The sequence below is a fragment of the Pseudoalteromonas sp. NFXS39 genome (genome assembly GCF_040148775.1).
Classification (GTDB): Bacteria; Pseudomonadota; Gammaproteobacteria; order Enterobacterales; family Alteromonadaceae; genus Pseudoalteromonas; species Pseudoalteromonas apostichopi.
In genome coordinates this window covers 41618-58587 of sequence record NZ_JAGDEC010000012.1, presented here as the reverse complement: position 1 = coordinate 58587, position 16970 = coordinate 41618, and the positions used below count along the sequence as shown (strand labels likewise).

14 protein-coding genes are annotated in these 16970 nt (G+C 40.7%); 4 read left to right on the top strand and 10 right to left on the bottom strand.

The annotated features are described in order from the left end of the window. Positions 1-7: 7 nt before the first annotated feature. Together J3455_RS18360 and aceK are read right to left on the bottom strand one after the other, a co-directional pair. Positions 8-400, bottom strand: coding sequence for a hypothetical protein (locus tag J3455_RS18360; protein WP_178926846.1), 393 nt, complete (start codon positions 398-400; stop codon positions 8-10). Between the two features lie 51 nt (positions 401-451). Then, the gene (aceK, locus tag J3455_RS18355; protein ID WP_256854530.1) at positions 452-2281 is read right to left on the bottom strand and encodes a bifunctional isocitrate dehydrogenase kinase/phosphatase; all 1830 of its coding nucleotides are present in this window, start codon (positions 2279-2281) and stop codon (positions 452-454) included. Positions 2282-2386: 105 nt separating this feature from the next. Between aceK and J3455_RS18350 the strand changes: the two genes are divergently transcribed. Further along, a complete protein-coding gene (locus tag J3455_RS18350) occupies positions 2387-3334 on the top strand; it encodes a LysR family transcriptional regulator (RefSeq protein ID WP_130051757.1) in 948 nt (315 codons plus the stop codon). Between the two features lie 111 nt (positions 3335-3445). After that, the gene (locus J3455_RS18345) at positions 3446-3889 is read left to right on the top strand and encodes a hypothetical protein (protein WP_130051758.1); all 444 of its coding nucleotides are present in this window, start codon (positions 3446-3448) and stop codon (positions 3887-3889) included. 5 nt (positions 3890-3894) lie between these two features. Here J3455_RS18345 and icd read toward each other — a convergent pair whose 3' ends face one another. From icd to J3455_RS18315, 6 genes are all read right to left on the bottom strand, one after another. After that, positions 3895-5160, bottom strand: coding sequence for an NADP-dependent isocitrate dehydrogenase (gene icd, locus J3455_RS18340; protein ID WP_349562156.1), 1266 nt, complete (start codon positions 5158-5160; stop codon positions 3895-3897). Positions 5161-5252: 92 nt separating this feature from the next. Beyond that, positions 5253-7934 (bottom strand): 7TM diverse intracellular signaling domain-containing protein, encoded by a 2682-nt coding sequence (locus tag J3455_RS18335; protein ID WP_349562144.1) that lies wholly within the window; start codon positions 7932-7934, stop codon positions 5253-5255. A 37-nt stretch (positions 7935-7971) separates the two neighbouring features. Continuing rightward, entirely contained in the window at positions 7972-10236 is a 2265-nt protein-coding gene (locus tag J3455_RS18330) for a TonB-dependent receptor (protein WP_297330762.1), read from the bottom strand. Positions 10237-10378: 142 nt separating this feature from the next. After that, the gene (locus J3455_RS18325; RefSeq protein ID WP_349562143.1) at positions 10379-12610 is read right to left on the bottom strand and encodes an NAD(P)-binding protein; all 2232 of its coding nucleotides are present in this window, start codon (positions 12608-12610) and stop codon (positions 10379-10381) included. 8 nt (positions 12611-12618) lie between these two features. Continuing rightward, complete coding sequence (locus J3455_RS18320) at positions 12619-13560, bottom strand: acetoacetate decarboxylase (protein ID WP_349562142.1); 942 nt, start codon at positions 13558-13560, stop codon at positions 12619-12621. Positions 13561-13606: 46 nt separating this feature from the next. Beyond that, positions 13607-14182 carry a dienelactone hydrolase family protein gene (locus J3455_RS18315; RefSeq protein ID WP_250661903.1) on the bottom strand — a complete coding sequence of 192 codons (576 nt, stop codon included), beginning with the start codon at positions 14180-14182 and terminating at the stop codon, positions 13607-13609. 363 nt (positions 14183-14545) lie between these two features. Here J3455_RS18315 and J3455_RS18310 point away from each other — a divergent pair, with 363 nt between their 5' ends. Continuing rightward, on the top strand, positions 14546-14713 hold the full coding sequence (locus J3455_RS18310) for a hypothetical protein (protein ID WP_165381452.1): 168 nt from the start codon (positions 14546-14548) through the stop codon (positions 14711-14713). 112 nt (positions 14714-14825) lie between these two features. Next, positions 14826-15686, top strand: a complete 861-nt coding sequence (locus J3455_RS18305; RefSeq protein WP_167658617.1) for a TIGR02285 family protein — start codon at positions 14826-14828, stop codon at positions 15684-15686. Positions 15687-15718: 32 nt separating this feature from the next. Here the strand turns inward: J3455_RS18305 and J3455_RS18300 are convergent, their stop codons facing one another. Continuing rightward, positions 15719-16297 (bottom strand): YceI family protein, encoded by a 579-nt coding sequence (locus J3455_RS18300; RefSeq protein WP_349562141.1) that lies wholly within the window; start codon positions 16295-16297, stop codon positions 15719-15721. Between the two features lies 1 nt (position 16298). Further along, positions 16299-16853 carry a cytochrome b gene (locus tag J3455_RS18295; protein WP_256854536.1) on the bottom strand — a complete coding sequence of 185 codons (555 nt, stop codon included), beginning with the start codon at positions 16851-16853 and terminating at the stop codon, positions 16299-16301. Positions 16854-16970: the final 117 nt, after the last annotated feature.

The window sequence follows — 16970 nt, the reverse complement described above, 5'->3', positions numbered from 1 at the left end:
TCACCTTCTATTTAATTCGTTGCCAGATCTCAGCTTCGACTAATTTGCCATTTTCATACAAGGTGTGGTGCCATAAGTCACCTTCAACTTTGTAATCAAATGCCATGGTCTTACCAAGTAGTGAAGGTACATTACCATAGGAAAAAGTTTCGATAAATTGCTGGTCTTGCAAAACATATTTGCCACCACCAGCATAATGAAAGTTGCCTTGCTTTTGGGTGATATAGCTAAAATGACTGGGTGTAATCAGTTTAACAGAGGTTATTTCTGGCGCTTTTGCCGTTACATAACCATCACTGGTTGCATATTTACCTTCAACAAATTGCCAACTACCTAATAACGGATTGGCGCTTACAATTGATGAAATAAATAAACTCGATATTAAAAGTGTGTTTTTCATAGTGCGTTCCTTAGCATTTATTCAATAGCATACGCTAACACTATGTTTCGATTAAACAGTTACAGGTTGAGATTTTTTCATTTGAGCTTTCATCGAAGAAAAGCGCCAAGACTGCTTATAAGGATAAACATCAAGCAATTGCCCATCGTTAATAGCCGCTTGTAATTGCTGCCACATAGTGGCTGTGAAAATATCTTGGTGGGCTGCATTAAAATAATCAAACGCCCGCTTATTGGCGCTAAAAAATACTTTAAACTGGCTAGGAAATACATCGTTTTCTGCGATGTCAAAGTAGCTTTCGCTGCTGAGCTCATCCAATGAGTCATCAGTTTTTGGCAGCTCTCTAAATTGACATTCTGTCATTGGGCAAATTTCATCGTAGTCATAGAACACTACTCTTCCCCAACGAGTGACACCAAAGTTCTTCATCAGCATATCACCGGGAAATATATTAGCCCCCGCGAGCTCTTTTATTGCTTTACCGTAATCAACCATGACTTGCTGCAGTTTTCGCTCATCACAGTCATTGATATACAAATTAAGCGGCGTCATTTTGCGTTCTACATAAACATGGCGCAATATAAGTGCATTCCCCGAAATTACTAAACTATCACCAATTTGCTGCTGCATTGTCTTTATTAGCTCTTCACTAAATCGACTTAAATCAAACGCTAAATAACGAAATTCATGTGTATCAACTAACCGGCCAACTCTGTCGGCTTGTTTAACAAAATCGTATTTGGCCATGACCTGCTGTTTGGTGGCTGTTTTCGGTGCACTGAATTTATCTTTGATTACCTTATAGACATAATCTGAGCCTGGGGTTGTAAATACTAGCATTACCATGCCCGGCGTTCCTGGTGCAATAATGTATTTATCATCCACAGGGCTATTGCGCGTGGTATCAACTTTGTAACGATAGAACTCGGTTTTAGCATGTTTGATAAAGCCTATGGCATTAAACAACTCAAAGCGTTGCTTATGGGGCATTAAAACACTGAGATAATCAACGTATCGTGCGGGTTGGTCGGTATCGACCATAAAATAAGTACGCGCAAAGCCAAACAATAAGCTAAGTTGGTCAGCTCCCATCATCACAGCATCAATGTGCAGACCTTTTTCACTGTTTAACAACGCAATCGCAAATGGCATGTTATCGCCATTTTTAGCAATACATCGACCTATGATGTAACACGCTTTATTTCTGAAAAACAAAGAATTTGCGTATTCAATATAACCATCGTTGAGTGCAAGTAGCTCATAGACTTGCGGGCATTGCAGTTTTGCACCCGCAATTAAAGTACGCTGCAACATGGCAACATCACCAGTAAAATCAGCGTATTGTGAACGAAACACATGGCGTTTTATTAAGCTACTGATGGCACTTTCAAAACCATTTTGTAAAGAAATGCGGCTAACCAATGAATCAAAAGGCCGCGGCCCAAGTTGATAACGTGCTTTTAGTACAAACAAATGTACATTGCGGATTTTTCGTGAGTCCCAAATAGCACCGAAGGTTGAGTTAAAAAAAGTATGAGCAATCGGCTGATTTTCATGGCTTTGCACCATTTCTGCGTATATTTTTTTGGCTAGTAACCAAATTGCAGGGTCATCTACCTCGCTATAAGCAATAATTTTTACTGCTTGGCTTACCTTTTTTACTTGCCCTTCGTAAACCTGTAATCGCGATTTCATAGCCCCTTGAACTTGATGCCACTGGCGCTGTTCAAAACGACTTTGTGCACCGAGGGTAATATTTAAAAACTCTGCAAACATAGCCTCAAAGCCAGCATACACCGCGCGGGCAAGCTTAGTCGCTACTACCTGATTTAACTGTTCGCTGTGTGATTTAACAGCCAAATGTGAGCTCTGCTGTGGCATTATTTTTATCGCTTATGCTGATTATTTTAGTCGCCTTGTTTACACACAATAGCAAGCGCGCTTTAATTTAGGTAATTAATAAAGATAATAAATAAGATTGATCAAATGAATATTAGGCACGTCGACCTCAACCTATTGGTGTATTTAAATGTCCTCATTGATGAACAAAGTGTGTCAAAAGCCGCCAATAAACTGGCTTTGACTCAACCAGCAATGAGTAATGCCCTTAAGCGTTTACGTGATTTATTTGATGATCCATTATTAGTGAGAGCCGCTGGCACGATGACGCCGACAGCAAAAGCGCTCAGCCTTAAACCTGAAATAGAATCACTGTTAAAAATGGCCGAAGAAATTACTCAGCCAAGTGAAGTATTCGACCCTAGCACAGCTAAAATTACATTTCGGATTATGGCAAACGACTACCTTGAATCAACCCTAATTGCGCCGTTTATCACGCAGCAGCTGGAAAAAAATCCGGGACTTAACTTTGATATTTTGAGCCCAAGCGATGTTAATCTTCAAGATATGGAAAAAGGCACCATCGACCTTGCCATAAACCGCTTTAACGGCCTGCCCCGCTCATTCCACCAAGCCAGTGTTTGGCGCGATAATTACTGCTGCTTAACACACCCAGACAATCCCTACTTACAACAGCAAAATCTTGAAGGCTACCTTGCACAAGAGCACATTTGGGTGAATCGGGCAGGTTGGGGCGTAGAAGCGGCATTGACGAATAAATCAGGTAGTCAAAAACTCGGCTGGGTCGATGAGGCATTATGGCAATTAGAACAAACCCGCAATATTCGCGTATTCACCCGCCACTACATGGTGGCAAGCTTGCTGTGTCAATCACCAAAACTGATTGCCACATTACCTCGTCGACAAGCCATGCTATTAGCAAAACACACTGATTTGGTAATAAGTCCAGTACCTTTTCAAATTGTTCCTATTGAAGTGAAAATGTTATGGAGCCCTTTGTTACATCACGCAAACCCGCACCAGTGGCTTCGCAGAGAGCTACTTGCCTTTGCCAGCACCGTGGCTGATCGCTAAAAACAGCGTAATATTGATAAAATCAATATCAGTTATTGAAAACAACAATTTCATTAATAATGAGTGAAGGGCTAGAGTGAAGTTAAGCACATAAACAAAGAGAAAATGATTATGGAAACTTCAGCGCAATTCACTCAACAGGACGGCCTTTACATTAATGGTCAATTACACTCATTCATCGAGCAACAACTTTGTAAAAAAAGTAATTTACCTTGTGAAGAAATTTACCAAACATTAGCCACTATGGTTGATGAGTTTGGTTGCCAATGCCGTAAAACCAAACATCAAGATGATGATGTTTTACAAGCGGACACACTGTTAAAAGCATACAGCACAGTACGCACTCACCCGCATTGTCATGTTGATGCTCAAACAACAACTGCAGTACTCGATGAATACTGCTGCCAAGTACCAGCTATTTTAGTGGTTGCGTTAATGGACACATTAACAGGCATGACAAGCAATGAACCAGGTGCAGAACATATTTACCAACGTGCAGCACAATTAACAGGTAAACCATGTGTCTACGCAGTTAAAAGCGCCAGTGCCGCATAATATGGTTAATTATTTGAGTTACTTATTCGCGCGATGATGCTTTTTGCAAAATCACTGCAACTAAGCATCGTCGCATCGGCTACTAAATTAGCCAAGTCAAACGTCATTTCATTTGCTTTAAGCGTCTCTTCTAGAGCTTTTTCTATTCTATTCGCAGCTTGATGCCAGCCCATAAAACGTAGCATCATTACCGCACTTAAAATACTGCTTGTTGGATTTGCACTGTCTTCACCGGCAATGCGATTAAATGTGCCATGAGTCGGTTCAAAAAAGGCTACTTCATTATTTAAGTTTGCCGCAGGCATAATTCCTACCCCACCGACTTGTGCTGTTAACATATCAGCTAAGTAATCGCCGTTTTGATTGGTTGTTACCACCACATCGAATTGCTCAGGAGTGAGCAGCGCTTGTTGTAACATGTTATCGGCAATGACTTCTTTGATGATTAAATCATCTTGCTCTTCACGTTTGATAACTAACCAACGACCATTGTCATGCGCTATAGCGTTAAACTCTTGCTCAGCAAGGGCAAATGCCCAGCGTTTAAAAGCGCCATCGGTAAATTTAAGTACATTACCTTTGTGCACCACAGTCAGTGATTCACTGTGCTCTTTAAGGGCAAAGTTAAGGGCATAGCGCATCAAGCGTTCTGCCGCCTCTTTCGAGCTGTTTTTAATACCAATGCCGCATTGGTTATCAAAACGTAGTCGGGTGACACCCATTTCTTGACACAGAAAATCAAGCATCCGCTCGTTGTCAATACTGCCAGCCTGCCACTCAATGCCTGAGTAAACGTCTTCTGAGCTGTCACGTATTACTGTGATTTGAGTTTTTTCAGGCTCTTTTAAGGGGGATGGTAAATGCGGATAACTGCGAATGGGCCGCATGTTAACGAATAAATCCATCTCATGACGAAGAGCCACATTTAAAGAGCGAAAACCACCGCCAAGGGGAGTTGTTAGCGGCCCTTTTATGGCAATTTTATACTGCCTAACCGCATGCAGGGTTTCTTGCGGGAACCAGTCGCCATCGTAAAGCGCTGCTGCTTTTTCACCATTGAACACTTCCATCCAATGTATTTGTTTATCACCTTGATAAGCATGATTCACTGCTGCATCGACAATATCACGCATCACCGGGCTGATATCTTGACCAACACCATCACCTTCAATGTAAGCAATAACCGGGTTATCAGGAATATACCATTGACCCTTACTATCGATAGTAATTTGCGCGCCATTCGAGGGTACCGAAATGTGTTGATACTGCATCATGCCTTCCCAGCAAGGTGTTTTAATAATATTAATATCAAGAAATAGCTAATTTGTCTGTGCTTACAAAGAAATAGCCGCTATTCAAGCAATCAATGCGTTACCTTAGTTATCTCGTCTTGCATGGCACAAAATAAGGATGCAATAAGCTGCGTATCGAGCGTGACGGTATCTTTTTTAAGCGCAGTATCAACGGCAACCGCTTTAACATAGAGCATTTCACATTCGAACATGTTTGCAGCGCCTTTAAGCATATGAACATTTCTGCTTAAGCCATCAATATCCATGTTTTTATATTGCTCGCGCATTTCTCGATATTGTTCTTCAAGGCCCTTTATATAATCATCTTTAAGCGCCTGAAACTCTTTTTCAGGTAATTTAATATCAGCTAATTCATCGCAATCTAAGTAACTGGCAATTTTATGACTAAACGCATTTCTATCAATTGGTTTGGCTATTAAATCATTAAACCCTTGCTTCATATAACGGGCAATTTCATGCTTCATGGTATTAGCTGTAAGTGCAACGATAGGAACGCTCACTCCTGTAGCTTGCATCATCTTTAATGCTTCTTGGCCGTCCATGATTGGCATTTGAATATCAAGCAAAATAAGATCAAAACTCTCTTCTAGGGTTGCTTGGACTGCGTCTTTGCCATTTTCAACGGTTGTTACTGTCAGTCCCATACGCTCTAATATTCGCGCAATTAAACGCCGGTTGTCTGGGTGGTCTTCAGCAAGTAGTACACTACCCTTTAAGTTCTCAGGTGCATCAAGCTTACTAAACGGTGAGGTTTCAACAAGTTTAACTTCACTCATATCATTGAGCCAACGTGTATTATCTGTGGTATAAACCGACATGGTAAAAATAAATTCACTGCCAGAACCGACATTACTTTTAACACTGATATCCCCATCCAACTTTTTGGCTAGGCTTTTAGAAATATTAAGGCCAAGACCAGTGCCGCCATACTGGCGAGAAATACTTGAATCCGCTTGATAAAAGGCACTAAACAAGGCTTGTTGCTCTTTGTCTGTCATGCCGATACCGGTATCTTTTACGCTTATCGACAACTTATCGCTATGACAGCTCACCGTTAAGGTTATACGCCCGACTTGAGTAAACTTAAGGGCGTTGGTTGTTAGGTTTAATAAGATTTGCCTTAATCGACTCGGATCAGTAATTAGGTAGTCTGGCAACGGGAACTGATAATCAACACTGAACTTTAAGCCCTTATCACGGATTTGCTTGCCAATAAGTGACTCAATATTGGCAATCGTGGCAAACAAGTCTGTTTCGACTAAATCTATTTCTAGCTTGTTGGCTTCAATCTTCGACATATCGAGTATATCGTTTATTAATCCAAGAACATGGCGGCTATTTTGCAATATAACGCCAATCCCATGGTTGCGCTCATGAGGCTTAATGTCCCCGAGCATAATGCCATCTGCATAGCCAATAATTGATGTCATTGGGGTGCGAATCTCATGACTGATATTCGCTAAAAAGCGACTTTTAGCTTCATTCGCATCGCGAAGCTCAGAGGCAAGCTCTTCAAGCTCCAAGGTTCTTAAATGTACTTTTTCTTCTAGATTTTTATTGAGCTCTACGTTGTCATCGTGAAGCAGCCTAAACTTATCGGCCACAGCAAACGCCAGCAACATGGCGTCCATGGCTGTGCCTATCAACCCCAATAAATATAAATTAATGGAAGTAGCTGGCAGCAAGCCTAAATTAGTTAAATTACCCACCATATTCGGTAGCATCATGGCAATGTAAGCCAACACAAAATAGCGTGCTGGCTTAAAGCCAATGAGCATACAGCGAATACCTATGTATAAGCCTAAACATAAAGCAACACCCGTTACTAACGTTGACCAATAAAAACCAAAGCTTGGCCATAAGATACAAAACGGAATACCCAAAGTGGCAATTACACCCACCGTGAGTGATAATTGCGCCAGTTTCGGAAATGTTTCTTTGAGTTTAAGTAAGTTGTTGTAAAACAGAATATTGGTTAATGGTGTGAGGGCAAAGCCGAGCCAGTGAAGATGAGGATTATAGTAACCAAACAGCTGATCAGAAATATGGAAAAAATGGCTCCAAGCAAACACCCAGGATGCAGTAAATAATGCGTAATACAGGTGTGTAACATCACGGGAAACCAAGTAAATTAATAAATTATATAAACCAAGTGCAATGCCCACCCCAAAGCACAGCATCATGATCATATTTTCGACGGTTATGTTCTGAAAATAATCTTGATAAGGCGTTAATACCAGCTTTGCGGGAGTATAAAAGTAGTCACTCTCAAAATAAGTGATTAACGTGTAGTGCTTACCTTTTTCAAGAGATAAACGATTGCCATAGTGAAAAGCAAATTGGTTAGGCTCGACCCCACCGGTGACAAAGTGCTGTATCGGGGCACTTGGATCAGATATATCATAAATGCGGCTTTCTATTTTCGAAACCAAAGTGTTATACGGATAGAGGACTAAATCTTCGATATCACTTTGATTTTCAATTTCAACAATTAACCAATAGCTACCACCGACAGAGCTTATTCGAGATTGCGGTTTTTTGCTGACTCGCCAAGCATCAATCGCAGCCACAGATTGCGGGAACATATTATCGTTCGCCATAAACACTTCACCGACATCATGGAGGTTTTGATCAGCTACAGCATCAGTGTAGACAAACGTATCTTGTGCATTAGCCGAAACACTTAATATAAACAATAACAGCAGAGTACTTAAATACAGCTTTAACCGCATTCACAAAACCCCTGTACCATTGTGGTGATGGCAACGACTAGAATTGTAGTGAAACATCAAAGCCATAGCGACGCCCTTCCCCTTTAAAGTCTTCAAGCATGCCTAGGAACGAACTTAAATCGAACTTTAACTGACTATATTCAGTATCAAATAAATTTTTGCCCCACAAAGTAAATGACCAATTATCAACATCGTATTTTAGATGCGCATTCACAATGCTAAAGCCGTCTTGGCGAGCATATGGATTCATATTCTGATCAAAATAGAACTCAGACTGATAATCGTAAATAATGTTGGCCGATAACGGATACGACGCCAAGCTGGTATCGTATTTTATCCCCGCTGAAACATTCCATTTAGAGGTAAATGGCAGTTGGTTATCGGTAATACTGTTACCAAGTGGGTCAACGTATTCTTCAAATTCAGCATGGGGGATATAACCTACTGAAAGTAGCATGGCTAATTGCTTAGTTGCTTGGTAATTAATTTCAGTTTCAAGACCATAAATAGTTGAATCAGCAACATTTTCAAGTAATTGCACAGGAGGCATTTGCGGAGTTTCTGACGCTTGGTTCATAAACACCTGTTGGTCGTTATAATCATAGTAAAACGCTGCCCAATTCATTCTTAATTGCTGGCTAGGCCAGAACGACTTCAAGCCAACTTCATGGGCATTTAAGCGCTCTTTGCCGTAGTTCGCTAACATTGCTTGTTCTTCAGATGATAAAAAGCCACCATTGTAGCCGCCACTTTTACTACCATTTGCAAAACGATAATAAAGATTGCTTGCATCTGAATAACGATAATTAATTGCAAATTGCCCGCTAAAGCCATTATCTGATTGCTCATCCGTGACGCGATAAAATGGTACAAGCACACCGTCTAAGTCGTTCACATCAAGCACCGTATTTAACGTGGCGATTGAGTCATACTCAAGTGACTCATAGTCATATCTAAGACCCGCGGTGATCATCCATTTATCTGCGACAGGCACTTCAATTTGGCTAAATACTGCCAAATTTTGCATCTCGATTTCGTTATCGTAGATAAAGGTCGCGGTTAAGTTTGTGGGTAAAATGCCACGAAAATCGCGCAAAATATCATTTAAATTATCTTGCTCAATTGTTTCATCTGCAAAATACACCCCACTGGTTAACGTGTAATCAGCAAATTCGTTAAGTAATCTGAATTCTTGGCTAATTAGATGTGTATCTAACCCTAATACTCCTTCACACAAGCGAGCTGGCGAGCCATCGCAATTAAAAGCATGGCTTCTTTCGAGATCGTTAAAGCTCGAAAGCATTGTAAAAGTACTTTGCTCGTTTAAATGCCAATTTACTTCAGCAATAAAGCCATAGCCATCAGATTTATGAGGCGAGTCATTATTGACGCTTACCGCAAAGAAATCATCACTGCCATCATTAAAACCAAAGTTATCAAAGCAACGTGTTGAGCCTGCATCTGCTGGTGAACACAGCTCACCCGTTAAAGGGTTGGCGACGATACCAATACTGCCAACAGGCTGGGCAATACCATCCCAGTCTTCAATATGCGCTTGCAAGTAAAGATCAACCTCATCCCACTCAGATAGAAAAGACACACGGGCATTTTTTTGCTCCATACCTGCTGTTGGTGAGTCTGTATAGATATTATTTGTTGAGTACTCGTAGTCTTGATAGTTAACAGCAATACGCATTGCACTTGAATCTGATAGTTGTTGGTTCCACATACCATCGATGCTAGTAGCGTTATTATTGGCAATGCCTAATGTCAATGAACCATAGCTATCAAACTCAGGGCGGTTTGAGCGAATCAGAATTGCACCACCGGTAGAATTGCGCCCAAACAGAGTGCCTTGTGGGCCGCGTAAAATATCGAGCTGTTCAATATCGTACAAGTTAACAATTTGATTATTGGCAGACCCCACCGCAACGCCATCAAGATACATCGTCACAGGCGAGGTGTTCGCCGTATTGTAATCAAGTAACCCTACCCCTCGAATACTAACAGCAGGTGGCGTTCCTTCTGCGGCGTTTTGGGTTATTTTTACATTTGGCGCAAACAAACCAATTTCAGTTGAATCTTTAAAATGCTGAGCTTTTAAAATTTCGCCATCCACTTGGCTTACCGCTACACTCACGTCTTCAATTGCTTGCGGACGTTTTTGTGCATAAACGCTAATAACTTCCATGTCTTTTTCAATCTCAGCTCCTTGTGCAACAGCGCTTGCCATTACACATGCCGCCAAGCTGGTGCTCGACAACATCATAAACTTAGGATCTTTCAGAAAGGGTCGCTTCATTAGCTTTTAGACCTTAAAAGAGGGAAACTTGTTAAATTGTTGTAATTTAGTGGTAAGTATAGACCAAACAATCAATTAAAGTCGCATATAAATCATGGAATTTCATGACTTATATGCATACTTATTTACAACTTTACTCACACTAACCTTTTTCGAATGCGTGCTCTCCGCTGATCTTAGTTGGCCAACCACATATTGCCCGCGCTGTTTGCATACCTGCCATCACAGCGGCCTCAACACAGCCTGCATTAACCCCTGTTTTTATCCAGTCGCCAGTGATGCGTAAATTGACAAACTGACTGCCATCTGTAGCAAGGCGGTATTTACTCGAATCAACCACAGATAAAACATAGCGCTCACTAGGGTCTACATTAACGCGCCAATATTGCTGCTCAAGTACAGGTAAAATGCTGTGTGGATCACTATAAAAAACCTGCCAATCAAACTTGTTATCAATATAGGCTTCGGGCCAAAGTGGCCGCATATCTGCGCTAAACAAATTATGCATATTCAATTTGACTTCGGCTTTCATTTGCTCTGGGAATTGATGTGCACTGGCAGGTGGGTAGTTTTCGCAGCTAAACGCACTGCAAAAATAGGCAATGTTCACTGGCGCATTTTCACTTGGCCAATCTTCTTTATCTAGCAAATTGCCCATTGCGGCCCAAGTATCAAACGGCTCAACAAAGCCGCTTAAAATAGGCCCTTCATCAGCGGCATTAGTTTGCGTAAAGCCAAGTTGTGGTTCGGTTTTATTCAACCATACTTGGCAAGCCTGGGTCGCCACACTTTGCACTTTTGTTGCTTGTTGAGAAAGCGCGTAATCTACAGCTAAAAGTTCAGAGGCTACATGTTCAAGTGAGGCAACCGACACACCTAAAATAAGCGTATCAAAATCAATATCATGGCGAAGCGTCACTGTTGGCAATGGGCTACTAAAGTGCTCTTGATACACCTCGGGCCAATTACTCCAAAATGACTCTAAATTGATCTGATATTCTTGTAATAAGTGCGCTTGTTCAGGGCTGATTTGCTCATACAATGGCTCACTAGGCCAGCAAGGTAGCTTTTTTACATCAATAAGCGGTTCATAATCTTGGCCAATTAAACTCACCTGTTGGCAAAGTTTAATTTCACTTACCAGCGGCTCACCTTGGTCATTTTGTCCTGCCGATAAGTTAGTTAACTGATGAAAAAACTTAAACTTAACGCCGCGCTGCTTTAAAAGCTCATAAATTGGACCGAAAATGACATCGCCCATCCCAGCTTGCATTTTCCACATCACGCCACCTTTGTAGCAAAGGCCTATTCGTAACATGGCAAGGGCGGCAACGCCGGCTTCAACATTGGGTTTATTAAAGTCTCCTTTTGGGTAAGCGAACACCAAATCATAAAAGCCACGTACTGGCGCTGAATCGACACTGTAAGTTTTGTTAGCACCATTTTTTTCTAGCCACTGACGAAAATCGTAGCAATTAATGACGCCAAAACCGTCTCGATAGACCTTGTCTTTAATCAGTCCTGTGAGCATTGCAATAGCAAGATCGGCGCAAATATAAAGTCTACGCAGCTCTGGGTTGTCATCCAGTAAATCAATCACTTGATCTTTGAACCAACGTTTTAACTTTCTGACGATATACCAAATCACCAAGCGATCAGCTTGATTATCGGTGTGCGTAGCCTGCTTTTCAGTGAACTGTAGCAAATGGGTTATCAATGTTCGTGGGTTCGAGGCAATTTCAGTTGCGCCTGCTTCAATATCATCAATAAACTGCTTTGCGCCATTTAAATGGGTATCAATATCTGCTTTGATTTCTTGATACATGTGCTTGAGTAACGATTGATCCCGTGATTTTTTAGTCACTAACGTAGTTTGAGCATGTTGCTGCTGACAAACATGCTCAATGCCTTCGGTCCATTTTTTTAGCCATGCTAATGTCATGGTGACAAAGTCCCACACTGTTATATCTAGGCTGCCATCAGCGGGGTTACCTGCAACGGTTGGAAAATCAATCGGCCAAGTTTGCCATTCGTTATCAATAAACTCTTGTAAGGCAATAAAGCTGTGTGGTTTAAAGGCCTGCTGCCAAGTAGCCAATGAACAACTAGCGGGTCTATTGAGTGAATTATATACACCTTCTAAGGTGCGAAAACTATTCACGTATGCGCCAAACCAAACATGTAAACCATGCTCTTCAATTCGCTGTCCGAAATGGGCGTTACGGCCACTTGCCCCTTTCCCGCCAAGACGCCAGCCTTGTTGATAGACAGTAATTTCGCGCTGGCTTTGCCAATTAACTTGCTCGGTTAAGTACACAGCCGCAGTCATCGCTGCAACACCGCCCCCGACAATAGTGATTTTTTCTTTTTCCATGGTCACCTCTATGCTGGTAACAGTTGTGTTGCGCCAAGCTGGTCAAAATCCATATTGACGTAAAAAGGTAAATGAACAACTTGCTTGCCAAGTGCGATGCCAAACATGTCATTTAAAGGAAAACTCGCAAGCGCTTTTACATCAAGACTAAAATCATTGTGTAAAAGTTTTAATTGGTGAATTTTTTTGATTAACGATGGAGAGTGAACCACGCTTTGATAAACCACTTTTTCTCCTACACCATCGGGAAATTGTTTAAATAAAATCTGATCCATCTGCGGATGAATAAACCCGTCTAATAATTGTTTAAGAAGCAATAAATCAATGCCTTTAATTTGCGCATCAAACAAGTCTGTTACGTGCTTAGAAAATTCCGATAAGTTATCGAGTAAGTTTTCCTTGGTACTTGCCTGTGTTTGCTCAACGGTTAATAGCTCATGCATCGCTAATTTAGAGTCTGGGTTAAACACATCAAAACATTCTAAAGTTATACTAAAGGGCCCCGCATCACTCACAGCTGTAGGCATTTGGTATTCACATAAGTATTTATTGTAACCCCAAGCCTCTCTGCCATTAATTAAGGCATAGATATTATTCACACTAATAAAAGCCGGATACCAATATAAATGGCTAATATCACCATCTTGCATTTTTGCTACTGGAAGCCAAATAATAATATCGGTTTCTTGCATCCAGCCATGCTCAGAAAACGGTGGCGTTAACGAAGAAATTTTTTCGATATCAGTGAAGGTAAGTAAACAAGCACTCCCTAACACATTAAACGAGGTTGATTCAGTTGCTAGTAGATTTAAAGTTGCATCAACATACTGCTGCATTTTTTGCTCGCAGCCAGACACAAAAAAACCATACATTTGCGCGTTGATCATTCGACAAGGTGGTTTAGCAACCGGGTTAGATAAGAAGTGGCTGTAATTTGTTTGGTCCGTCATAGTCATTACTTATATTGTTGTTTAGTAATGACTATAGACCAGTTTTTTAATCGTTGGGGACAAGTTCTGAGTTACAACACTCTTTTAATAGCTGTTCGGTAAATTGCTGATAGCCGAGCTGATTAAAATTCTCAGATAGCGGGTTCATAAACCCATGAGCATAGTCGGCTACTTCACAGCTCACCTTGGCTTTACTTTTTAATGAAGCAATCACAGGCTTAATATCAAAATGCTCTTCACTGTGAGGAAAAATAAATCGACAAGGAACGTTAGCCTCAAGCTCAAGATGATGTCTAACTTGTGATGGATAAAAGGCAATGATTTTTTTAATGAAAGAATCTTTTAATTCTGCTTGAGCACGCCACACAGCGGCAGCGCCTGCACTAAATGCAATAATCGTGGTTGGCTGACGGACAGTCGCCATTTTTAAATGCACTAGCTCAAAATAACTGTCATGGCCGCATTGAGTCATAAAATGTTGATATTGAAACTGCTCATTTATGGGGAGCTGAATTTCCCCCATGTAAGGGTCACAAAAGCTAACTTTACCGCGAAGCTGCTGAGCAAGCAGCGATAGATGCGCTGTTTTACCGAATATATCTGATACCAAAAGGTAATTCATAAGCATACTTCTTATTGTTATTTTGTGCCTAATCACAATACGCCTGTTTCTGTTAAACATCCAGAGATTATTTTTGATGTTTAAAAAATAAACCTTGCGCTTAATTGATTCTTACAGTACTCTGATTGTCTGGTTTTTAGAAACCACGCGGTTAACCCCTTACCTTGATCCAGTAATTCCCGCATATTCGTATAAATACTTGCAGCTTGTTCGCTAAATGACATTTTGATGAATTTTCAAATCATCACCAAACTGTCACAAACTTAGTCAACACTGTTAGCAAGACAACAAATGTCGGTCTGTATTTTTTAAATGCCTATTAAAGCTCTACAGACACAGACAAAAGAAAAAGTGAGTTTTATTATGTCATATAAATACAACGGATCTTTGATCCAGATCGCACATCCAGTGCAATCAATCTCGGTAAACAAACAGCGTGTAATTTTTAGCGACACGCAGGGCTTAAAAAATGCCATCTTCCAAAAGGCGAGTGATGCACGCCAATTTGTGAAGTGGTTAAAAGCCAACTAAACCCTACCGATAAACGCCAGCCAACAAGCTGGCGTTTTAGTTTTCACCACCAGCCAGCATAAGCCTATATTCCTGCTACACTTATATTTTATTTCCTAAATAGGTAGTAACTATGCGTAGTGTGTGGTCTATTTTACTATTACTTTTTTCCTTGCCAGCTTATGCAAATAAGCAACCTAAAGCCATTGAGTGGATCATGGTTGATTTTGCCCCCTACTACATCATGCATGATAAATATGAAGGCACAGGTCGTGATGAAAGTGTGATCAAATTATTAGAAAAAGCACTGCCTGAGGTTTCATTTAAACGCACTTTATTGCCAGCCAGTCGTGCTGTGCATGAACTATCAAACCCACACAATAATTACTGTATGCTGTCGTTATATCAAAACGAGCACCGTAAGCAGCATATTCAGTTTACTGAACATTCATCAACTGTAGGTTTGTCGCCGTCTATTGCAATACGTAAAGAGTTAGCCGCAAAACTTGAGTTAGACGTCACAAAGCCTGTGTCACTAAAATCATTATTAGCCGAAAACCTTGCATTAGGGGTATCAATGAGCCGCTCTTTCGGGACTAATATCGACAAGGTGATTAACGAAAGTCATGACGCTAATATTATCTCACGCCCCGGCAGAGACACCCTCGCAAGCTTGACTTATATGCTACAAAAAAAGCGTATTGATATATTACTTGGCTACCCAAGCGAGCATTATTATCTTGCTCATTCCATGGGCTTTGAAGATGAACTAACCCAAATCACACTTACTGAAGCACCAGCGTTAAGCATTGGCTATGTAGGCTGCACTAAAAACAAGCAAGGTGAGGTAACGGTAAAATTATTAGATCAAACACTTGAGAAAATCGCTCATACAGATGCTTTTCATGATGTGTTAGTGCGCTGGCTACCTGATAATTTGCAGCCAATTTTAGAAAAGAGATTAAAAGATAGAAACGAAAGTGCCGCTCACTAAGCGGCACTTTTATTAATTAAACATTGATAAACTTACTTACGTACGCCTTCAATAAATAAACCTATATCAACATGTGTCGAAGCAGGACCAAGGTTGTAGTCGATACCATAGTCAGTTAGTTTTAGGCTTGTTTCGCCTTCAAAGCCAACACGATAACCACCCCATGGATCTTTACCTTCACCAATTTTATCAATTTCAAAGGTAATGGTTTTAGTGACACCATTTAAGGTGAATTCACCCGTTACATCAGCTTCATCACCGTCTTCATCAAATTTGATTGAAGTACTTTTAAATGTTGCGGTTGGGTACTTATCAACATTTAAGAAATCTTTGCTACGTAAATGTTTGTCACGCTCAGCATGATTTGAGTCGATGCTTTTAGTTTCAATCGTTACATTAATTTTAGACGCATTCGGCGCTTTATCGTCATAGCTAAAATCACCTGAAAAGGTATTAAAACGACCATGTAACCAGCTGTAACCTAAGTGCTTAATTTTAAAAGTTACAAATGCGTGCGCACCGTCTGTATCAATAACGTACTCAGCTGCATTTGCGTTAGCAGTTGAGAAAAGTGCAGCACTTAGTGCTGTGCCTAATAGTAATTTTTTCATGTTAATCATCCTTCAATGGTTTGATCATTCTAATTAAGGTTTTATCTTTATCGATAAAATGATGTTTTAGTGCCCCTAAAGCATGTAAAACAACCACAGCTATTAGCCCATACGCGGCATAAAAGTGAATTTTACCTGCAATATCTTCTTGATTCGCGACCGACTCTGGTATTGCCGGTACAGCAAATAAATTAAATACTTCAATTGCACGGCCATCAGCCGTAGAGATTAAATAGCCCGATGTCACAATGACAATTAAAGCTAAATAAATCAGTTTATGTACTGAGTGTGCAACCCGATTCATTGCTTTCGAGCTACCTGCAACAGGCTCAGGTTGAGTACCTAACAAGCGCCAACCAAAACGAAACAACAATAATGCCGCTAAGGTAATACCCACGCTTTTATGCAAGTCCAAAGAGCCTTTGTACCAAGCGTCGTAATAGGTTAGCTCAACCATATAAACGCCTAAGCCAAATAAACCAAACACCCCAAGTGCCATTAACCAGTGCACTAAGATGGCCACCCAGCCATAACTTGACTTTGAATTCTTTAACATACTCATTTCCCATGAGAATCGTGAAACTAAATACAGATTAACCGATGGGTTAAATAATGAAAATAGCGTAAAACGAACAGCTTCTGTGCGTATATGCACACTCCAGGCAAAAGTTGT